The organism is Bacillus sp. MUM 13, from assembly GCF_001866725.1.
Lineage (GTDB): Bacteria > Bacillota > Bacilli > Bacillales > DSM-1321 > Peribacillus.
In genome coordinates this window covers 20,575-42,436 of sequence record NZ_MLYQ01000018.1, presented here as the reverse complement: position 1 = coordinate 42,436, position 21,862 = coordinate 20,575, and the positions used below count along the sequence as shown (strand labels likewise).

The window sequence follows — 21,862 nt, the reverse complement described above, 5'->3', positions numbered from 1 at the left end:
AAAAGTGGAAAGAATTTATTTGGATCATGCGGCGACCTCACCTATGCACCCGGAAGTCATACGTACAATGATGAAGGTGATGGAAGGAGACTTTGGTAATCCGTCCAGCATCCATTCATTTGGCAGGCAAGCACGCCATATTCTGGATGAATCACGTGCTGTGATTGCAGGCAGCATAGGTGCCGGGCAAAATGAAATCATTTTTACAAGCGGCGGCACAGAAGCAGATAATACCGCACTGACCGGCATTGCCTTTAGCAGCCAAGCGAGGGGCAAGCATATTATTACCACCGAAATTGAACATCATGCTATTCTTCATACATGCCATTTTCTCGAGAAATCAGGGTTTGAGGTCACGTATCTGCCGGTCGGCGAGGATGGAATCGTTTCTCCAGACGACTTGAAGAAGGCGTTAAGAGAGGATACGATCCTTGTTTCCATAATGTATGCCAATAACGAAACCGGCGCAGTGCAGCCTATCGGCGAAATAGGCAGGATTCTAAAGAACCACCCAGCTTATTTCCATACTGATGCTGTACAGGCTTATGGTTTAACGGATTTGGATGTGAATGAACTCGGAGTGGATTTGCTTTCTGTTTCGGCGCATAAAATCAACGGCCCTAAGGGAATTGGTTTTTTATACGTGAAAAATGGTGTCAAACACCAGCCCCATCTTCATGGCGGCGATCAGGAGCGCAAGCGGAGAGCGGGCACAGAAAGTGTGCCGGCGATAGCAGGTTTTGCAAAAGCAGCCGCCATTGCCCAGGCTTCAAGAGAAGAAAAAGCTAAGCAGTACAGAGAATTTAAGAACATTATGCTTTCTGTTATGAATGAACATGGCGTCCGGTATGAGCTGAATGGCTCACTGGAAAATACGCTGCCGCATGTAATCAACATCAGCTTTCCGGGAACGAATGTCGAATCGATGCTCGTCAACCTGGATTTGGCAGGTGTAGCAGTATCCAGCGGATCTGCTTGCACAGCCGGTTCGATTGATCCTTCACATGTTCTTGTAGCGATGTTCGGAAAAAACTCCGAACGCACGAAAAATTCAATCCGGTTCAGCTTCGGTTTGAATAATACAGAAGAACAAGTAAGGATGGCAGCGGAGGAAACCGCAAAAATCATTGGCAGATTGTTAAAATAAAGTATTAAAGGAGCAGAAAGATGAATAAAGCGCCAAAAGACACCCGTGTCGTAGTCGGCATGTCTGGTGGAGTCGATTCTTCTGTTGCAGCTCTCATGCTGAAAAACCAGGGCTATGATGTAGTCGGGATTTTCATGAAAAACTGGGACGATACCGATGAAAACGGTGTGTGCACCGCAACAGAAGATTACAATGATGTAATTGCCGTCTGCAACCAGATCGGCATACCATATTACGCAGTAAATTTCGAAAAACAATACTGGGACAAAGTGTTTACCTACTTTTTGGATGAATACAAAGCAGGAAGAACACCGAACCCGGATGTTATGTGTAACAAGGAAATCAAATTCAAGGCTTTCCTTGAGCATGCAGTCAGCCTTGGTGCGGATTATCTGGCTACCGGCCATTATGCCCAGGTGGAATTCCGCGATGGAGACTACAAAATGCTCCGCGGTGTGGACGAAAATAAGGACCAGACGTATTTCTTGAACCAATTAACTCAAAGCCAGCTGGAAAAAGTGATGTTCCCGCTTGGGGGAATTGATAAGAAAGAAGTCCGTAAAATGGCCCAGGAAGCAGGCCTTGCCACTGCCGCAAAAAAAGATTCAACAGGAATCTGCTTTATCGGCGAAAGAAACTTCAAGGAATTTCTCAGCGGCTATCTTCCGGCACAGCCAGGCAATATGGAAACTCTTGACGGCGTAGTCATGGGCCGTCATGACGGATTGATGTATCATACAATCGGCCAGCGCCACGGACTTGGAATCGGCGGAAGCGGGGAACCATGGTTTGTCATTGGAAAAGATCTTAAGAAAAATATCTTGTATGTAGGACAAGGCTTTGACAATGAAAAACTTTACTCGGATTACATTAACGCAGTGAATGTAAGCTGGGTGGCGGGCCATGCACCTGCTAAAGAATTCACATGCACTGCCAAATTCCGCTACCGCCAGCCGGACAGCAAGGTAACTGTCAAAGTGAAAGAGGACGGAGATGTGGAAGTGATTTTCTTCGAACCAAGCCGTGCAGTCACTCCAGGACAAGCTGTCGTTTTCTACGATGGTGAAGTATGTCTTGGCGGCGGAACGATCGATGAAATCTTTAAAGACGGCAAAAAATTAACCTATGTGGGTTAATACCGGGCGAACTCCTGAGTGACATCAGCGGCTGCTGAAAAAGTCTTTAAAGTTTAGACTTTGTTATATTGGCCGGTTGATTGGAGCGAAGGTATACTTCGCTTTCCGCAGGGCGTGCGTTGAGCCCGCAGGTGTCTTGCAAACAGGCTCCAATCAGTCTTTTGCGTTAAAAAAGTCAAATTCCTTACTTGAGGAATTTGGCTTTTTTTGTTATTTAATGGGGATTATCTATCGGAATGGGATTTATGAGGCCGATTCACGATCCGGATATGTTGCAGTTATTTCAGGCCGGAATTTCGGTTTGGCTCGAATCCTTGGGAGTCTGGCTCGAATGGGACAGGATTTCACTCTAATCGAAACATAATTGAATCGATTATCCAATTAACTGGAAAATAACGAGTGCGATTTTTAATAATAAAAGAGATTTTGAACAGTTTCTAATAGTGTCAGAATCTATGAAGGTCACCGGCCAATCAAAATAATGCAGGATTTTCAGTGAGCTAAAATCTAAATGAGGTTTTTTTGATGTGTCGTTTTATAAATGAGGAAGCACATCTTCGAGGGAGCTTTGTTTTTTAATTTTATGGTATAATTCAATGTAGAAAAATTGGAGCGTGAGATATTATGGATAAAAATCAGCAAGGAATTCAGTTTATGCAAGAAGGCAAGTACGAAGAAGCTGTGAAGGTATTTTCAGAGGCGATTGAAGAAAACCCGAAGGATCCTGTGGCATATATTAATTTCGGGAATGTGCTTACCGCAGTAGGCGAGCTTGATAAAGCGGAGAATTTTTACCAAAAAGCTATCGGACTTGATGAAAAAGCTGCGGCTGCTTATTATTCGCTTGGCAATTTATATTATGATACAGAAAAATTTCAAGCGGCATCTGAAATGTTTCAAAAGGCGGTTTCAAATGGCCTGGATAACAGTGATGCATACTTTATGCTGGGACTTTCACTCATGTCTTTGGATCAGCAGAAGCTGGCCATGCCATATCTGCAGCGTGCCGTTGAATTGAATCCGGCCGATGTTGACGCAAGATTCCAGTTTGCATTAAGCCTGGCTGGACTTGAGCTTTATGATGAGCTGGTTAATCAGCTGAAACAGATTGTAGAGCAGGATCCTAATCATGGTGATGCTTATTATAATCTGGGAGTTGCTTATGCCGGATATTTTGAAGATGCCGAGAAGGCTTTGGAGTATTTTGAAAAAGCGCTTGAAGTTCAGCCTGACCATATGCTTGCAGCACATGGTGTGAAGCTGGTTAAGTCGCTTTCTGATACAGAAGAAAATTAATTCATTCTCATGGAAGGAGGGAAGCGCTATGGGACAGCAGGATTCGCTGGATTTGTTCTCAGAAGAAAAACCGTTTATGAAGGGGCGCCAGCTTGTCACTATTTTTCATAATGAAGGCAATATGTACTCGGTTGTGCGGATCCGTGTTGATGAGACCAATTTGAACTATGATGAAAAGGAAGCAGTTGTGACAGGCTACTTCCCTCGTATTCATGAAGATGAGACCTATACCTTTTACGGGATTTTAAAAGAGCATCCCCGGTTCGGGATGCAGTTTCATGTCGAGCATTTCCGGAAAGAAATGCCGCAGTCGAAAGAAGGAATCATTAATTATTTATCAAGCGATCTCTTTAAGGGAATCGGAAAAAAAACAGCCGAAAGCATCGTGGAGGCTGTCGGGGAGAATGCGATTTCAAAAATCCTTGCACAGCCTTCCCTGCTGGATGGAATCCCAAAGCTATCCGGCGAAAAGGCGAAGGCATTTTATGACACGCTGATTGAGCATCAGGGGCTCGAACAGGTGATGATTGCCCTGAATCAATATGGATTTGGCCCGCAGCTGTCGATGAAGATTTATCAGATGTACAAGCAGGACACTGTTTCCATGCTTCAAAGCAATCCTTACAAGCTTGTAGAAGATATCGAGGGGATTGGTTTCGGGCGTGCCGATGAGCTTGGATATCAGCTTGGAATAGCTGGTTCCCATCCGGACAGAATCAAGGCGGCCTGTCTATATACCCTAGAATCGCAGTGCCTTCAGGAAGGAAATACATATCTTGAAGCGGAGGCACTCCTTGAGAGTGTCAAAAAACTTTTGGAAGAAAATAAACGGGACCGTATAGAGTTTACTGATATTTCCTCGGAAATCGTCAAACTGGGAGAAGAAGGAAAGATTATCACGGATGGTATGCGGGTTTACCTTCCTTCTCTTTATTTTTCTGAAAAAGGGATTGTAACCAATATTAAACGGATTCTCGGGCAAACCCAGTATCAGGATCAGTTTCCGGAGTCTGAATTTCTGCTTGCACTTGGAAAGCTTGAAGAACGCCTTGGTGTAGACTATGCCCCTGCGCAAAAGGAAGCGATCCAGACGGCGCTCCAGTCTCCGATGCTCATTTTGACTGGAGGGCCCGGTACAGGGAAAACTACGGTCATTAAAGGGATTGTTGAATTATACAGTGAGCTTCATGGAGTGTCCATGGAGATAAAAGATTACATAAAAGAAGATGATCCTTTTCCGTTTGTGCTTGCTGCTCCAACAGGGCGGGCGGCCAAAAGGATGGCCGAATCAACCGGGCTGCCTGCTGTCACAATTCACCGCCTGCTTGGATGGAATGGAAGCGAGGGATTTTCCCATGATGAAGACAACCCGATCAATGGCCGGATTGTCATCATTGATGAAACCTCCATGGTCGACACCTGGCTTGCGCAGCAGTTGTTCAAGGCCCTTCCTGATGATGTCCAGCTGATTCTTGTCGGAGATGAAGACCAGCTGCCTTCTGTCGGACCAGGTCAGGTGCTGAAGGATCTGCTTGGGTCGAATTGTGTGCCGACAGTGGCTCTTGAGCATATCTACCGCCAGGAAGAAGGGTCCTCTATCATTGAGCTAGCCCATGATATCAAGCGCGGCAGCCTTCCTCCTGATGTGGAAAAGCAGCAGGGTGACCGTTCGTTTCTTAAATGCGGTACAGGACAGATTTCACAGGTAATAGAAAAGGTCGTACAGAATGCCCGTAAAAAAGGATACACAGCAAGGGACATTCAGGTTTTGGCTCCGATGTATAAGGGGCCTGCAGGTATTGACGCTTTAAACAAAATGCTCCAGGAAGTCTTTAACAGCAACAAAAATGAAAAGCGCAGAGAATTAAAGTTTGGCGATGTAATTTTCCGGACAGGTGATAAAGTCCTTCAGCTCGTTAACCAGCCTGAAAACGGCGTGTTTAATGGTGATATGGGTGAGATCGTTTCTATCCTTTTTGCCAAGGAAAATACAGATTCAGTGGATAAGGCCATTATTTCCTTTGAAGGAATTGAGGTCAGCTACACCAAACAGGAGCTTTCGCAGATTACCCACGCGTATTGCTGTTCAATCCATAAATCACAGGGAAGCGAATTCCCGATTGTCATTCTTCCTGTTGTAAAAAGCTATTACCGGATGCTGCGGCGTAATCTGATTTACACAGGAATCACCCGGAGCAAGGAATTCCTCATCCTTTGCGGTGAAGAAGATGCCCTTCGCATGGGCGTTGAGCGGAATAATGAAATAAGAAAAACAACGCTGCTCACACGGCTCCAGGAAAGCATGCATGAAAATGAGGACACGGATAACGGTAGCGTACCTGCTGAGATTTCGGCAGAAACAGCTGAAGATTACGCAGCAGCGCTCATGAAAACAGATCCAATGATCGGAATGGGAAATGTCACGCCTTATGACTTTATGTAGGCGGGGCATTTTTTTTGTGCACATAGTGGTCCTTTTTTGAATTGGCTCTAATGAAGGCTGATTCGCTCGATTCATGCCGGATTTCGCTCTAATCATGATGAATTTGGCTCGAATAAGGGTAAATCCGGTGTGATAATCCATTTGTATGGAAAATAATACTCGTACAGATCCCTATGGAAAACCTTTCACCTTATTTCTTGCAGGCAAATCACGGATACTATCATGGTAAAGCTTTTAGAGAGGCGCTTAGGGGCGATGTAACAGAAAAACTTGAACGGAGGCGGGATGATGTGCACATTTTCTTTAATTAAAGGGCTGCCTGTGTATTCTAAGGATGGAGAGCGGGTTGGCATGATATGTGATCTGGCTATTTCAGGAGACGGGCATGTAGCGGGTGTGATTGTCCATCAGCAGGCTTTTTTTAAGAAAACCTATTATATCCCGCTCGGGCAGGTTTATTCATTTGGAGAGCATGGAGTAGTGATTGAAGAGTATGATTCCTCACTCCGGCAGATAAAATGTCCGCAGAATCTGAAAAAGTTCAGCGGAGATCATTTGTTTGGGAAAATGCTCATGACAGAATCGGGAGAAGAGCTGGGTCTTTTACATGACGTATATTTCCAGGAAAAAATGGGCACGATTGTAGCATATGAAACGACAGATGGTTTCTTTTCGGAAATTTCGGAGGGACGGCGCATGGTCGAATGCGTGCTTCCTCCAGCATTAGGCAAGGACGCCATTATTGTTTCTGTCTAAGATCTGTGAGGTGTTTGCTTTGGAAATGAAATGTCCGAATTGCAGAAGCAAGGATATCGGAAAAATTGGCGTAAACCAGTATTATTGCTGGAATTGTTTTATAGAATTGTCCGTGTCAAATGGAATGATTAATACTCATCAAGTAGAAGAGGACGGAAGCTTGAGCTCTCTTGATGACTTGTTTGAAGAAAATGATCGGATGTTCGGCATGTAAAAAATCCTGTCCAATGGACGGGTTTTTTTATGCTATCCGCGATTAGTGGCCGAGGTTTGCATGAAAATCTATAAAGTCACAAAAACTACTGCCAGGAGGCGGATTCAATGGATATTCGGCTTAAGTGGTTTTACCGGCTTGGTTTTCTGCTGCTATTATTTTTTGTCCTTTATATTTTCATGAAGCTTGAGCCAATCTGGAAGCCTGTTGTAACGATAGGTTTTACGGTGCTTTTGCCGCTGTTTATCGGGGCGTTTATTTCCTATTTGCTTCATCCTGTCGTCGAGATCCTGCATCACAGGGGCATGAAGCGGGGATGGTCGATTGTGATTATTTACCTGATTTTCTTCGGAGGTCTGGGACTTGCTTTATATAAAGGCATACCTGCAATGACCACGCAGATTCGCGAGCTGTCAGACAGTGCGCCAGATGTGATCAGGCAGTACCGCTACTTAATGGATCTTCTGGAGAAAAAGACAGCTTCCTGGCCTTTTGGCTTTCATGAGCGCCTTGAGGATAGTGTGAAGCTGCTAGAAAGCCGTTTGAATGACCTGATGAGTGTTATGATGGGTTATTTAATGAGAATATTTGATTTTATTGTGCTTTTGTCTCTGATACCTTTTATTGCTTTTTATATTTTGAAGGACTTTGCCCTGGTAAAGAAAATGGCCTGGTACTTAACTCCGAAAAAGTGGCGTAAACAGGGGATGGCCTTCCTGAGGGATGTGGATGTATCACTTGGGGGATATATCAGGGGCCAGATTCTTGTTTGCATCAGCATAGGCGCCATTTCAGCGCTCCTGTTTTGGCTGATTGGAATTAAATATCCGCTCCTTCTTGGGATCATTATCGGCATTACCAACGTCATTCCTTATTTTGGGCCAATTTTTGGGGCGGTGCCGGCCGTCCTTATTGCTGCATCGATGTCAGTAAAGATGATGATTTTCGTTATCCTGATCGTGCTTGTGCTTCAGTTTTTAGAGGGAAATATTCTCTCTCCTCTAATTGTCGGGAAAAGCCTTCACATGCACCCCATTTTCATTATGGTCGCCTTGCTTGTCGGAGGGGAAATATCAGGGGTTTTCGGCATGATTCTGGCTGTGCCGATCCTGGCCGTGATCAAAGTATTTGTGCTTCATGCAAGATATCATTTTATTCAGCGCACAAAGTATGGCCCGGCAGGAAGCAGGGGAAAATAACTGCGGTGTTGACAAAGCGGGATGTTGTGAATATAATCCAATACATAAGAATGAAAAATCGTTGAAGGATCGAGTATGCTGTAGACCATCTTCGTGCTTTGCACATAAGAGAGGAATTTCCATGGCTGAGAGGAATTCCAGATGAAGAACAGCAGAAAGCTAGTCCGGAGTGCAGCTAAAACCTGCCGTTACGCCGCGTTAAGGCTATGATGAAGGTGATGAGTGCAACTTGGCTCATAATCAGGGTGGTACCGCGAGCTAACTCTCGTCCCTGTCAGGGGATGGGAGTTTTTTGTTTGCGGTTTTTTTGCTGCATCAAACCCATGCCAGGACGGGACGCAACGTGTCTATTTTAGGGAGGATAAAATGATGAAGAAGCTGACAGGCGCACAAATACGCCAAATGTATCTCGATTTCTTTAAAGAAAAAGGCCACAATGTTGAGCCAAGTGCTCCGCTTGTTCCGCATGATGATCCATCTTTGCTTTGGATTAATTCAGGTGTCGCAACACTGAAGAAATATTTTGACGGCCGGGTCATACCGGAAAATCCAAGAATTACAAATGCACAAAAAGCGATCCGTACAAACGATATTGAAAATGTCGGAAAAACGGCCCGCCACCATACATTTTTTGAAATGCTCGGCAATTTCTCAATCGGCGATTACTTCAAAGAAGAAGCCATCACATGGGCATGGGAATTTTTGACTGATGAAAAATGGATCGGGTTTGATCCGGAGAAGCTTGCTGTAACCATTCACCCGGAAGATGAAGAAGCGTATGAGCTTTGGAACAAAAAAATCGGCCTTCCTGCTGAGCGGATTATCCGATTGGAAGAAAACTTCTGGGATATCGGTGAAGGCCCAAGCGGTCCGAATACAGAAATTTTCTATGACCGCGGACCTGCTTACGGCGACGACTCGAACGATCCCGAGCTTTATCCGGGTGGAGAAAATGAGCGCCATCTTGAGGTTTGGAACCTGGTGTTCTCTCAATTTAATCATAATCCGGACGGTTCTTACACTCCGCTGCCAAAGAAAAACATTGATACAGGTATGGGACTGGAGCGCATGGCATCTGTTGTCCAGGATGTTCCGACAAACTTCGATACAGATTTGTTCATGCCGATCATTCATGCTGTTGAAGGGATTTCCGGCGAGAAGTACCGCGTGGAGAATGAAAAAGATACGGCGTTCAAAGTCATTGCTGACCATATCCGTACTGTTACCTTTGCTGTAGGAGACGGTGCTCTCCCGTCAAATGAAGGAAGGGGATATGTACTGCGCCGCCTGCTGCGCCGTGCTGTCCGCTATGCGAAACAAATCGGCATCAACCGGCCGTTTATGTATGAATTGGTTCCTGTTGTCGGAGAAATCATGTATGATTTCTATCCTGAGGTGAAGGATAAAGCCGAATTTATTGCTAAAGTAGTGAAAAATGAAGAAGAAAGATTCCACGAAACACTTCATGACGGACTGGCTATCCTTTTTGACGTGATGAAAAAGGAAAAAGAAAAAGGAAGCACCATCATTCAAGGTGCAGACGTTTTCCGCCTATACGACACATACGGTTTTCCTGTTGAATTAACAGAGGAGTATGCTGAAGAAGAAGGCGGCATGACGATCGACCAGAAAGGTTTTGAGCGTGAAATGGAAGCACAGCGTGAGCGGGCGCGTGCAGCACGCCAGGATGTGGACTCTATGCAGATCCAGGGCGGAGTGTTAGGCGATGTGAAGGCAGAAAGCACATTTGTCGGATACGATAAGCTTGAAGCAGAAGGAACCGTGGCAGCCATTATTAAGAACGGCGAGCTTGTCACTGAAGCGCATGAAGGGGAAGAGGTTCAGGTCATCTTGAGCGAAACGCCATTCTATGCGGAAAGCGGCGGACAGATTGCGGACAGGGGCACAATGGTAAACGAAGATGTTAAGCTCAATGTCCTTGATGTCCAAAAAGCGCCGAATGGCCAAAATCTTCATAGAGTCAGTGTTGCAGCTGGCACCTTGAAGCAGGATGATACAATCATTTCTGTTGTGGATCAGGTAAACAGAGGCGGCATAGTGAAAAACCATACAGCCACACATCTTCTGCATCAGGCTTTAAAGGATGTTTTAGGAACACATGTCAATCAGGCAGGATCTTTGGTTGAAAAGGACCGTCTGCGTTTCGATTTTTCTCATTTTGGCCAAATTAAGCCTGAGGAGTTAGATCAAATTGAGGAAATCGTGAACCAGAAGATCTGGCAAAGCCTTGATGTGGACATAAATTATAAAGACATCGAGGAAGCAAAAGCCATGGGCGCCATGGCACTGTTCGGCGAAAAGTACGGCAAGGTCGTGCGGGTAGTCCGCATCGGGGATTACAGTCTTGAGCTGTGCGGCGGATGCCATGTGCCAAATACAGCTGTAATCGGGCTGTTCAAGATTGTCTCAGAAAGCGGAATTGGTGCAGGCACACGCCGGATTGAGGCTGTTACTGGTGCATCTGCTTATAAGCAAATGGCCGACCAAATCTCCCTGCTTAAGGAAGCCAGTGCAAAATTGAAGGCGAACCCGAGAGATCTTTCTGTCCGCATTGACGGCATCCTTGGCGAAATGAAGGACCTTCAGCGGGAAAATGAAAGCCTGTCTTCAAAGCTAAGCAACATTGAAGCAGCTAATCTTGTATCCAGCGTGAAGGAAATCAACGGCGTACAGGTGCTTGTAGCTAACGTACAGGGAACAGATATGAATAATCTTCGTGCAATGGCTGATGATTTGAAGCAGAAGCTGAATTCTGTCATTATAGTACTAGGCTCTGCACAAGGAGAAAAAGTGAATCTTATTGCAGGAGTTACAAAGGATTATATCGAAAAAGGCTATCATGCCGGCAAATTGATCAAAGAAGTGGCTTCCCGCTGCGGCGGCGGAGGCGGAGGCCGCCCGGATATGGCTCAGGCAGGCGGAAAAGATCCCGAAAAATTGGATGCAGCGCTTAATTTTGTTGAGGAATGGGTAAAATCCATATCATAAGCATAGGAAGTGTTGTACAATTGAATCAGGAGTCCGAACCCGTTCTTGCTGTTGAACGCAAAAAGAGAGGTGCATTATATGAGTTCCTTTGATAAAACGATGAAATTCAATTTTCCCGAAGAACCGTTTGAACAAGATGTAAAAGAGGTCCTTTTCCAGGTGCATAATGCCCTTCAGGAAAAAGGCTATAATCCTATCAATCAGATTGTAGGGTATCTTTTGTCAGGTGACCCGGCCTATATTCCGCGCCACCAGGATGCCAGAAACATCATCCGCAAGCTGGAACGGGATGAAATCATCGAGGAATTGGTTAAATCGTATTTGAAGCACCATCGAGAGGGAAAATAATACATGCGCACTATGGGACTTGATTTAGGTTCAAAAACCATCGGCGTTGCGGTAAGCGACGCGATGGGCTGGACTGCACAGGGTATAGAAACCGTGAAAATTGATGCAGATCAAAGGAATTTCGGCATTAAGCGATTAGGGGAAATCATCAAAGAGCATGAGGTGTCCAAAATCGTTGTCGGCCTTCCTAAGAATATGAACGGAACAGAGGGCCCGCGGGCGGAAGCAAGCCAGGAGTTCAGCAAGCTCCTGGAGAAAAAGTTCAAGCTTCCTGTCTTCCTCTGGGACGAGCGCCTTACGACAATGGCTGCTGAACGGGTGCTGTTAGAAGCGGATGTCAGCAGAAGCAAGCGTAAGAAAGTAATTGATAAAATGGCGGCTGTCATGATTCTTCAGGGATTCCTTGACAGACAAGCCAATACATTATGAGGTGAATAATATGGAACATGGCGAAAATAATATTACAATTGTAGACGATAACGGAAACGAACAGCTTTGTGAGGTTCTTTTCACATTTGACTCTGATGAATTCAAAAAATCTTATGTACTATACTACCCGATCTCTGCTGACGATGATGAAGAAGAAATCGAGATCCACGCATCATCATTCGTTCCAAGCGAAGACAACAAAGACGGAGAGCTATCTCCAGTTGAAACGGACGAAGAATGGGACATGATCGAAGAAATGCTGAACACTTACCTTGAAGAAGAAGAAGGCGAGTAACAAAGCAGAAAAAGCAGGCTCACAAATGAGCCTGCTTTTTTCATGCGCTTGATTTGTATTATTTTTAGAAATTTGTACTATTTTTAGGGGTCTGACCCCGTATTTGTCCCGCATGTAAAACGTTTTCTTGACAAAGTGCGGGGTTGTTTGTCATTAATAGAGGAGTGAAATTTGCTGGATTTGCTGTTATTTTGTGATTTGTATGTATTTTTTGGCTGTTTTTAGTATAATAATCGAGCAGGCTTCCTGTCAGAAGGACTGCAGGTGCGTGAATGTTTGGACGTGCAGGGGGTAATGGGAATGGATGATAAAGAGAAAAATAAGATAACGAAGAAGCAGTACATACGGGATGGCTTGCTGGAGCGCCAGAGTGAGGCGCGTGTAGTGAGGAAGGTCATTTTGATTGTTGTTGCTGTGATTGTGCTTCTTGGAGCCGCTATCGGCATAGGAGGGTACTTTTACGTCAGTTCGGCGCTTAAGCCGGCAAATCCAGATGATAAGAGCGTCAAAGTAGTTGAAATCCCGATCAATTCTTCAATCGGAGGAATTTCAGAGATACTTGAAAGCAAAGGTATCATTAAAAACGCGCGTGTATTTAAGTATTACATCAAGTTCCGCAACGAAGCCGGATTCCAGGCAGGGAAGTATAAGCTGTCACCTTCCATGAATTTTAAGGAAATTGTCAGCAGCATCAAAACCGGGAAGGTCATGAAGCAGGCTGCGCTGAAAATTACGATTCCAGAAGGCAAGCAGCTGGTGCAGATTGCGGGAATCATTGCCGATAAAACAGGCCGGCAGCCGGATACAGTATTTAAAGAGATGAACAATAAAGCATTCGTACTGAAGATGAGGGAAAAATATCCGAATTTGCTGAAGGATGAAATCTACAATAAAAACGTGATGTATCCGTTAGAAGGATATCTGTATCCTTCCACATACGAATTTTACATAACAAAACCTTCACTGGATGAAATTGTTTCCCAAATGCTCAAAAAAACAGATGATTCACTTCGTCCTTACCAAAATGATATGAAGGCAAAGAAATTCACTCCGCACAGGCTTTTGACGATGTCTTCATTAATAGAGGAAGAAGCAACGGAGCAGGTGGACCGCAGCAAGATAGCTTCTGTTTTTTATAATCGCCTTAAAGCAGACATGCCGCTGCAGACCGATCCGACCGTGCTATATGCAAAAGGCCAGCACCAGAAAAAGGTGTTTTACAAAGACCTTAAAGTTCTGTCTCCTTATAACACCTATAAAAATAAAGGATTGCCTCCCGGGCCGATTTCAAATGCAGGAAAGATATCCATTGAGGCAGCTTTAAAGCCTGCTAAAACAGATTATCTGTATTTCCTTGCAACAGGAGACGGAAGGGTCCTCTATTCGAAAACTCTTGCTGAACATAATCGTTTAAAGGCAGAGCATATTACTGACAAAAATTAATCATTCGTCTTTTGGGGGAGAGATATTCACTTTCTCCCTCTTTTTGTGGTAAAATAGTCAAAGTGATTTTTTTCAGAATAATGTCCTGCTCGGCCGCTGCCGGGTTTTTTCTGCGATAGAAAGAAAGAGTGTTACATAAGCCAAGGAGGAATCAGCTTGAAGGAGAATCTGGAGGAATATCTTCATTCCCTGCTCCCGGCCAGAAACGGCGAATTTGCCGAAATGGAGGAGTACGCAAAAGAACATCAAGTACCGATCATGGAGCCGGAAGGCATGGAGGCCTTGCTGCAGATACTAAGGCTGCAAAACCCTGAAAGGATCCTTGAAGTAGGGGCTGCCATAGGATATTCAGCACTCAGGATGTCAGACGCCCTTCCTGGCACGAAAATCGTGACCATTGAAAGAGACGGAGAACGGGCCCAGCTTGCACGTGAAAATATCAAAAAAATGGGCAAGCAGGAAGATATCACGCTTATTGAAGGCGACGCGCTTGAGACCGGTGAAGAAGCAGGCCTCCATATGTATGACGCCATCTTCATTGATGCAGCTAAAGGGCAATATAAGCGTTTTTTTGAACTTTATGAAGCCTTTCTAAACCGTGATGGCATCATTATTACGGACAATGTTCTCTTTAAAGGCCTGGTTGCTCGGAATGAAGAAGAAATTGAACCAAAACGGATTCGCAATTTAGTCCGTAAAATAAAGGATTATAACATATGGCTTATGAATCATCCGGAATATCATACAGTGATTCTTCCTATTGGAGACGGAGTGGCCATCTCAAAGCGTAAATAAAGGTGAGTTTCGGCAGTGGAAAACGAAGGAAGAACAGTTTTTTTACTTGGATCCCCGGGAGTATAATCCATCCAAGTTTGGGAACCCTAGCAAAAAGACTCGTTTCGATTTCGCAAGTAGAATCCTTACCCAATAAGGATTCATACAGGATCCATGACCGTGTTGACGGGTGATGAAGTGGAATTGAACACTGTGCCCAGCATGCAGATCAGGTGCTTAAAAAAGGAACATGACAGAGATTCCTTTGGACAGACAAGCCTGGAGAGAATCGGAAGGAGAACGAACATGGGGAATAAACCTGTAGTAATCGGTGTAGCCGGGGGATCGGGTTCTGGTAAAACAAGTGTAACACGAGCAATTTTTGAAAGCTTTAAAGGGCATTCCATTTTGATGCTTGAACAGGATTATTATTATAAAGATCAAAGCGACCTTCCATATGAAGAGCGCCTTAAAACGAATTATGACCATCCGCTTGCGTTTGATAACGACTTATTGATCGAACATATCCATAAGCTTTTGAAGTATGAGCCGATTGAAAAGCCTGTATACGATTATTCCATCCATACACGGGCAGAAGAAATTATCACGGTAGACCCAAAAGAAGTGATCATCCTTGAGGGCATTCTCATTTTAGAGGATGAGCGTCTCCGCGATTTAATGGATATCAAGCTGTTTGTCGATACAGATGCCGACCTGCGCATTATCCGCAGAATGTCCCGTGATATTAAGGAACGCGGCAGATCAATGGATTCTGTCATTGACCAGTACGTGAACGTGGTGCGTCCGATGCACAACCAATTCATCGAGCCTACAAAGCGGTATGCTGATATCATCATTCCAGAAGGCGGCCATAACCATGTTGCCATTGACCTGATGGTGACTAAAATTCAAACCATCCTTGAACAAAAGTCATTTTTGTAATAACATGGCATAGATAAAGGTAAGAGATATTTTTTTATTTATTTTATTTTCTGTTAAATACTGGACAAATTCCGGAAAAGGAAATACTCTATCTTAAGAAACAGAATCATTAAGCTGTCTGCATGTTAAAAGATGCAGCTGATAAACTAAGGTATTTCCTTAGTCAATGCGCGCCCTTCAGTAAGGACGCGCACTTATGTATTCTCCGCTGTATGGACCTGATGCTTTACGCGTCCGGACGATTAATGGCTGCTCAGGCAGCTGACTACATAATATTTCGCATGCTGCTAAGGCGGGATGCGGAGGACTTGAAGGAGTGAAGGGTTTTGGCTATAGAAAAAGTATTTCCCATGACAAAAGAAGGAAAAGAGAAACTGGAGCAAGAGCTTGAAAACTTAAAGACGGTAAAAAGGAAAGAAGTTGTGGAAAGAATTAAAATCGCAAGAAGCTTTGGCGATCTTTCCGAGAACTCTGAGTACGATTCTGCAAAAGACGAGCAGGCTTTTGTTGAAGGCCGTATCACCACTTTAGAAAACATGATCCGCAATGCAAAGATCATTGAAGAGAGCGATACGAATTCAGATACAGTAACACTTGGCAAGACGGTCACATTTGTTGAGCTTCCAAATGGCGACGAAGAAACCTATTCAATCGTCGGAAGTGCAGAAGCGGATCCGTTTGAAGGCAAGATTTCAAACGACTCTCCAATCGCTGCAAGCCTTATGGGCAAAAAAGTAGGCGACACGGTTACAGTCTTGACTCCAGGCGGAGATATGACAGTGAAAATCGTTACAATTAAATAAGATGAAAAGCGGAGCGATGCCTGATTGCTCCGCTTTTTTTCTGCCTGAATACCATGAAGGCCCTTTCATGATTGTTGTTTATGCAAGGAAGACTCCTTGTTTTTGTAAAAATATGGTACTATGTTTTATGCGGGATAAAATATTAAGGGGGCAATTGCAATGACTGTAGAAATCATGGATAAAGAAGACTTCATTATTTTAAAATGGCAGCTGTCACATATTGAAATTCCGAAGAATGACATTCTTTCTATTAAGCAGGATGATACCTATGCCGGCGATCCATCTGCCACTGTAAGGCTAGGTTTTCCGTATGCCAGCACAGATCGCCTGCTCATTGAGACCCGGCATGACAAGTACCTTGTGTTCACTAACGAGAGCCCTAAATTCCTCAGGATCCTTCAAACAGAAGTGAAATGACAGTGCCCCTCTCCGGCAGCGGAGGGGTGTTTTTTGTTAGCCGCTTTGAAGGATTTCGCAGAATCCACAACGGTAATAGGCCTATCCCTGATATTCTCTTCTGGGTAAAAAGTTTTGTTATTGTCAGAATGTTGTGTGTTTCATTGTACCCCTGTGGGAATATGTGGTAGTAATGGAATATGAGCTTTTCATATTCTTGAAAGGGGACGCTATCTTGAAAAAAAGCATACATATGTGGATCCTCATTTTAATTTTACTTGCGTTAGGAGGCTGCGTGATGAATCAGAACAACGATGGAGCCGGAAAAAAAGCATTGCCAAAAGCAAAAGCTTTAAGCGATGCCTATACAAAAGAGTACTTGATGTCCCCTAAAGAAAAAGAAAAAGGATATTATCAGCTTCAGTCAAAAACCAATGGCTATACGATGCTTTTTCCAGCAGATGCCTCGATTTCAGAATCAAGTACTGAAATAAATGGCGACTTTTTTGAAACCTATGAATTCAGTGAATCCAGCGAAGAGTCAAATATCATGAATGAATATAAAATCACATTTGATAATAGAGCTGTTTCAAGAAATATTGAGGCTAATTTAGCCCAGCTTTCCAGTTATGCCGATTACGAGGGTGAATATAAAAAAATCAATGATGGTGAAAAAACCCTTTATTATGCTAAAAATACGTTCACATATAAAGGAAATGCAGACCACAGATTTTTTAGTTATATCAAATCGAATAAAAGTGATAAAGCCATTAGTTATGTGGCTTCAGATTCCTGTATGGATCAACAAAGGAAATGCACAGCAGGTTCCAGGCAAAGCGAGGAAAGATTTTTAAAATTGATGAAGTCAGTAGAATTTAAAGATTGAACTAAAGAGCTGCAGGTGACGAAAATGGGCAATGAAGAAGTGTTAAAGAATGATATCCTCCGGGCAAGAATCGCAAATTTGGAGTATGAAAAAGACGGGCCAATCACCATAGAACAAATCAGGAAAATTTATATTGAAGAATGCGGGAAAGAGCCTCCGGGGAAAATTGAAGTTTACCGTTCTGATGATATAAAGGAGATTAATCAGGATAAACGCAACGGGAAAGACTCGGGGTTTGATGGTACGGTTCTTCATTTTTATGATCCGGCAAAGGGTATCAACCAGACATACACCATTACAAGAGGAAGCGAGAATGCCGAAGACGGAGGAAATGGGGGTCCGAATGACTGGCTATACAATTTATTTGGGATTTTTGAAGGAAAGGCGCAAAATCAGTTAAAGGATGCGAGTATGTTTGATCAAATCGTAACGAGTGAGATTAATGATTCTGTTAAAAGAGATATGGAAAGGAGAAGGAAAAACGGAGAAGAGATTCAGGATATTCCGCTGCAAAAGTCCGGAATTGGGCACTCCCTCGGCGGAAACCTGATTCAAATGTTGCAGCTGAAGGATGGGGGGTTCCGTAATGTGTATGCCATCAATGACTGCCCGCCAAGCGCCTACCAGCTTGTATTGGCCGATAAAGGATTTCAATTTGCCCTGCAGCACGAATTTAATAGGAACGTCAAGGACGATAAGCAGCTTTACTCCATCCCGCCATCCGAGCTGAAAGCCTTCACAGAAGAGTATTATAGGGATAAAGGAAAGAATATTCACCATTTGACCGCAAATGAAGATATGCTTCATGCAGCCTCGATTATCAGGGGATTTATTGATCTTGGCGACAGGAAGTATGTGGACACAAATCCTGACTTTGATGGCATTTTGAATGTCGTGCAGCATCTTTCGGATAAAGACCTCCAGGCACTGCAGACTTTCCTGGGGCAGTTTGGCCCTGCATATGAGCAAGGAGGTACTGAAGCGCTGATCAGGGCTATGACAGGCTATGATTCCAGTTTCGCTGAGTGCGTGAATGATGTGAAAAGGGAGATTGGGAACTTTCTTAGAAATGGTCCGGATTGGGAGGGAAAGTATCTTGATGTGCATGCTCCCTATACCGGTTTCGTGAAATTTCCGCTTATTGCGGTGCCTGCGATGCCTGCCGAGCTTACCCGTGCCATCGGCAATCTTACAGCAAGGATTATCGAAATGGGATCGAAGGTTACGAATCTGGCAAAACAGCTGCCTCTTTTCGGGCATATTCTCTTAACCGCTATGCTGCCGCTAAAAGATAAGCTTGCCCCGCATTTTGAAAAGCTGAAGGAGCATGCGAAAAATCTGCTGGAGATTGCGGCTGATACAGGAAAGAGACTGGCAGTTGACATGTTTAACCCTAATCACAGCGTGGATGATGATTTGGCCGGGGTGATTTTTATCAATGGAGCCAAAGCAGTCTGGAATATTAAAAAAATGGGAGAAGCATGCGGAGACATGTTTAAGGAAGCTAAAACGTTTTTTTCCGGCTTTGGAGAAGCAGCTGATGCTCATAGCATCAGCCAGTTGACGAGCGTGCTTGCCTCCGGTGAAGGCAAACGCTATGAAGGAAATGACATGTTTTTATCCGCTGGAAGCGGAAGCAGAAAAATAGAAATCAATCTTTCCTCTGCTGTCCGGATTTATCAGCTGGGAACTGATTCCCTTCATGAACAGGAAGGCCATTTGAAAGAGCTTAAGAATATGTATAAAAAGGAATACCTCGAAGACTATGACATCCGCAAAAAGAAATTGCTTCAGAAATTCAGCGACATGGAAACCCATCCTCAGAGATACAGATACCTTCTTCACATGGAAAATGCCGAAATCACAAATATCACTGTCAATGAAGTTATGAAACCGTTAGATGCATCCTTCACAAATGCATTCGAGGATGCGTTTCACTATTATGAAACCGAGCAGGCTAAAAGCAGGGATTTAATCAATAAAATACGTTCATCCATCGAACAGCTTTTTAATAAAGATGAAAAAGTGTCCAGTATGTTTGATCTGCGGTAGAAAAAGGAGGCAGACATGGGAAGCTTGGCTAAAAGATATGATTTTGAACCATACGAAGATCTGACAGGTAAGGCCAGGGGATTTATCGATCTCTTTGGCAAGCTCGGAAGCCTGGCCCACGAAATGCAGCTTGCGGCCGAAAAGGAACTTGCAGGCAGTTCCGGGGAAATGGTGGACAGCATGAATGAAGAGCTGAAAAAAGAGCTGAGCCAGCTGCAGATCCACATCACTCAAAGTGTAAAAGTCATGCATGATAAAGCGGTCCTCTACAGCGGGCTTATGAATGACATGAAAACGCAGAATATCACTATTTATTATGAAGAGAGCGCCATGCCTCCGAACGGGAAACAGGGATCTGGAGAGAGCAGGCACAGCAATACACGATAAAATTATTAGAACTTTCGAAAAATGGTCTGTGCCCGGGATTAAAAAGTGATGCCTCGTCAACAATGGTGATGAGGTGTTTTTATATGATGAAAAAAAGAATAGCCTTTCTTGCATGTTTTATCATGCTGCTTTTGGTCCTGCTTGCCGCAAGGCTTGTACAAATCCAGCTTATCAGTACAGAGTCTTTTTCCGCACATCATGTGAATTTAATAGAAGCCAGTGTGAAGCAGAGAACCCAGACGGTTACGCTCGATGATGGAAGAGGGAAATTTTATGACGTGAAGGGTGTGCCTCTTGCACATGAAGAAGTTCCTACACTGGTGCTTTTTCCTTTTTTGAAAAAAATGGACTGGCCTGCGGATAAAGTGGCGGGTATTATCGGAAGAGATGAAGAGGCATTGAAGAATGCCGTTCAGATGGCAAAGGAGCCATTTGCTTTTGGAGGAAAAAAACCGATTATCTTAACAGATGAGCAGACAGCAGCGATCAATTCATTGAAAATACCAGGTGTATTTGCCGTGAAAGAAAAATTTAACCAAAACAGCATACCGGCTGCTCAATTGATTGGCTCCACTGTTATGTACGGGTCACTGAAGGTGCCGAGATATCCGGATCAAAAGCTGTCGGCTGAAACGAGGGTAGGCTACCGGGGGCTTCAGCGGACATTTGATGAATTCCTGCTTTCAGGCGGCGACTCAAAGCTTGTGTACCATGTGGATGCTAACGGGGGACCGATGTTCGGGGTAGATGTTAAATATGTCGAACCTGCCAACCCCTTATACCCTGTCAAAGTAATCACAACACTTGATAAAGGGCTTCAGGACAAGGCGGAAAAGCTGGTTGATGAGCATGGTATAAAAAAAGGAGGGATCGTCCTGATTGATATTGCATCAAGTGAAATCCGGGCGATTGTATCACGGCCAAGCATGGAAAAGAGAAATCCTGATGCCGAAGGCTCAGTGAACCTCATGTTCAGGCAGGCAGCGCCCGGTTCTGTTTTTAAAACAGTCGTTGCTGCCGCTGCGATTGATTATCAGGCTGCAAAAAACAAGACCTTTAACTGCAGCTTGACCATTGAAGGAAAAAAAGATAAAAAGCATGATTACGGACCATTGAACTTTGAAAATAGCTTTGCTCAAAGCTGTAATAGGGCATTTGCCGAGCTTGGCCAGGAAATTTCTGCAAAGAATCAGGACTTTTTGAAGCAATATGCCGAGAAGCTGAATGTGATCGGAGGCTCAGGGTGGAAAGGGAATGTCTACCATACCCCGATTGAACAGCTGGATCAGGAGGATAAAGGGAAGATCTGGCAAGATGAAAAGCTTAAAAAAGATCCAAGGATGGTGGCAAAAAGCTCGATAGGACAGCAGGATGTTCAGGCAACCCCTCTTGCCATTGCCAATATGATGGCGACTATAGCCCGTGGAGGGGAAAAGGAAATGGTGAAGGCCGTGAAAAAGGTCGAGTTCAATAACGGGACCTCCATCGTTTCATTTCCTGATATGAAAATTAGCGGAAAACCCATTTCGCCTTATACAGCTCTGAAGCTGCAGCAGCTGCTGCGCGGTGTTGTCACAAGCCCGAAAGGAACGGGAGCCCCTCTTGCTGATCTGCCATATGAGGTAGCTGGAAAGTCCGGCACTGCACAGACTGATATCAAGAGGAAGAGGCTGAATAAATGGTTTGCTGGATATTTTCCATATAAAAATCCGAAATATGCACTTGTCGCGGTAAGCCTGGATACGGATGAAAAAAGCGAAACAATGACTCCATTATTCGGCGATATTGTGAAAGAAGTCTATAAAGAAGACCAAAAACAAGTAAATGACGGGACTAAAGAATGAAACACGGAGAAAACAAGCTGGGATAGGATTCACTTCAAACTCTAAAGAGAACATGCTAAAATG

At 44.1% G+C, this 21,862-nt stretch carries 20 protein-coding genes; all 20 read left to right on the top strand.

What is annotated here, in order from left to right; genetic code table 11:
* Positions 1 to 4: 4 nt before the first annotated feature.
* The 20 genes from BIV59_RS06120 (at position 5) to BIV59_RS06020 (ending at position 21,799) form a co-directional block, all read left to right on the top strand.
* Positions 5 to 1,147 carry a cysteine desulfurase family protein gene (locus BIV59_RS06120; RefSeq protein WP_071350578.1) on the top strand — a complete coding sequence of 381 codons (1,143 nt, stop codon included), beginning with the start codon at positions 5 to 7 and terminating at the stop codon, positions 1,145 to 1,147.
* A 20-nt stretch (positions 1,148 to 1,167) separates the two neighbouring features.
* Positions 1,168 to 2,283 carry a tRNA 2-thiouridine(34) synthase MnmA gene (gene mnmA / locus BIV59_RS06115; protein ID WP_071350577.1) on the top strand — a complete coding sequence of 372 codons (1,116 nt, stop codon included), beginning with the start codon at positions 1,168 to 1,170 and terminating at the stop codon, positions 2,281 to 2,283.
* 624 nt (positions 2,284 to 2,907) lie between these two features.
* On the top strand, positions 2,908 to 3,579 hold the full coding sequence (locus BIV59_RS06110) for a tetratricopeptide repeat protein (protein ID WP_071350576.1): 672 nt from the start codon (positions 2,908 to 2,910) through the stop codon (positions 3,577 to 3,579).
* A gap of 28 nt (positions 3,580 to 3,607) precedes the next feature.
* Positions 3,608 to 6,022 carry an SF1B family DNA helicase RecD2 gene (gene recD2, locus BIV59_RS06105; protein WP_071350575.1) on the top strand — a complete coding sequence of 805 codons (2,415 nt, stop codon included), beginning with the start codon at positions 3,608 to 3,610 and terminating at the stop codon, positions 6,020 to 6,022.
* Between the two features lie 288 nt (positions 6,023 to 6,310).
* Entirely contained in the window at positions 6,311 to 6,778 is a 468-nt protein-coding gene (locus tag BIV59_RS06100) for a PRC-barrel domain-containing protein (protein WP_071350574.1), read from the top strand.
* Between the two features lie 25 nt (positions 6,779 to 6,803).
* A complete protein-coding gene (locus tag BIV59_RS06095) occupies positions 6,804 to 6,992 on the top strand; it encodes a hypothetical protein (protein ID WP_071350637.1) in 189 nt (62 codons plus the stop codon).
* 107 nt (positions 6,993 to 7,099) lie between these two features.
* Positions 7,100 to 8,191 carry an AI-2E family transporter gene (locus BIV59_RS06090; RefSeq protein ID WP_071350573.1) on the top strand — a complete coding sequence of 364 codons (1,092 nt, stop codon included), beginning with the start codon at positions 7,100 to 7,102 and terminating at the stop codon, positions 8,189 to 8,191.
* Positions 8,192 to 8,560: 369 nt separating this feature from the next.
* Positions 8,561 to 11,200, top strand: coding sequence for an alanine--tRNA ligase (gene alaS / locus BIV59_RS06085; RefSeq protein WP_071350572.1), 2,640 nt, complete (start codon positions 8,561 to 8,563; stop codon positions 11,198 to 11,200).
* 78 nt (positions 11,201 to 11,278) lie between these two features.
* Positions 11,279 to 11,548, top strand: a complete 270-nt coding sequence (locus BIV59_RS06080) for an IreB family regulatory phosphoprotein (protein ID WP_071350571.1) — start codon at positions 11,279 to 11,281, stop codon at positions 11,546 to 11,548.
* Positions 11,549 to 11,551: 3 nt separating this feature from the next.
* Positions 11,552 to 11,977: a Holliday junction resolvase RuvX gene (gene ruvX, locus BIV59_RS06075; protein ID WP_071350570.1), complete on the top strand. Its 426-nt coding sequence runs from the start codon at positions 11,552 to 11,554 to the stop codon at positions 11,975 to 11,977.
* 10 nt (positions 11,978 to 11,987) lie between these two features.
* Complete coding sequence (locus tag BIV59_RS06070; protein ID WP_071350569.1) at positions 11,988 to 12,272, top strand: DUF1292 domain-containing protein; 285 nt, start codon at positions 11,988 to 11,990, stop codon at positions 12,270 to 12,272.
* 294 nt (positions 12,273 to 12,566) lie between these two features.
* Positions 12,567 to 13,715 (top strand): endolytic transglycosylase MltG, encoded by a 1,149-nt coding sequence (gene mltG, locus BIV59_RS06065; RefSeq protein ID WP_071350568.1) that lies wholly within the window; start codon positions 12,567 to 12,569, stop codon positions 13,713 to 13,715.
* Positions 13,716 to 13,871: 156 nt separating this feature from the next.
* Positions 13,872 to 14,510: an O-methyltransferase gene (locus BIV59_RS06060; RefSeq protein ID WP_071350567.1), complete on the top strand. Its 639-nt coding sequence runs from the start codon at positions 13,872 to 13,874 to the stop codon at positions 14,508 to 14,510.
* Positions 14,511 to 14,795: 285 nt separating this feature from the next.
* Positions 14,796 to 15,431 (top strand): uridine kinase, encoded by a 636-nt coding sequence (gene udk, locus BIV59_RS06055; protein ID WP_071350636.1) that lies wholly within the window; start codon positions 14,796 to 14,798, stop codon positions 15,429 to 15,431.
* A 326-nt stretch (positions 15,432 to 15,757) separates the two neighbouring features.
* The gene (greA, locus tag BIV59_RS06050) at positions 15,758 to 16,234 is read left to right on the top strand and encodes a transcription elongation factor GreA (protein ID WP_071350566.1); all 477 of its coding nucleotides are present in this window, start codon (positions 15,758 to 15,760) and stop codon (positions 16,232 to 16,234) included.
* Between the two features lie 159 nt (positions 16,235 to 16,393).
* Positions 16,394 to 16,651 (top strand): SunI/YnzG family protein, encoded by a 258-nt coding sequence (locus BIV59_RS06045; protein ID WP_071350565.1) that lies wholly within the window; start codon positions 16,394 to 16,396, stop codon positions 16,649 to 16,651.
* A 277-nt stretch (positions 16,652 to 16,928) separates the two neighbouring features.
* Positions 16,929 to 17,516, top strand: a complete 588-nt coding sequence (locus BIV59_RS06035) for a hypothetical protein (RefSeq protein ID WP_139194319.1) — start codon at positions 16,929 to 16,931, stop codon at positions 17,514 to 17,516.
* 24 nt (positions 17,517 to 17,540) lie between these two features.
* Positions 17,541 to 19,568, top strand: coding sequence for a DUF6792 domain-containing protein (locus BIV59_RS06030; RefSeq protein ID WP_071350562.1), 2,028 nt, complete (start codon positions 17,541 to 17,543; stop codon positions 19,566 to 19,568).
* A gap of 15 nt (positions 19,569 to 19,583) precedes the next feature.
* Positions 19,584 to 19,955 (top strand): hypothetical protein, encoded by a 372-nt coding sequence (locus tag BIV59_RS06025; protein WP_071350561.1) that lies wholly within the window; start codon positions 19,584 to 19,586, stop codon positions 19,953 to 19,955.
* A gap of 83 nt (positions 19,956 to 20,038) precedes the next feature.
* Positions 20,039 to 21,799 (top strand): penicillin-binding transpeptidase domain-containing protein, encoded by a 1,761-nt coding sequence (locus tag BIV59_RS06020; RefSeq protein WP_071350560.1) that lies wholly within the window; start codon positions 20,039 to 20,041, stop codon positions 21,797 to 21,799.
* The last annotated feature ends 63 nt before the right edge of the window (positions 21,800 to 21,862 follow it).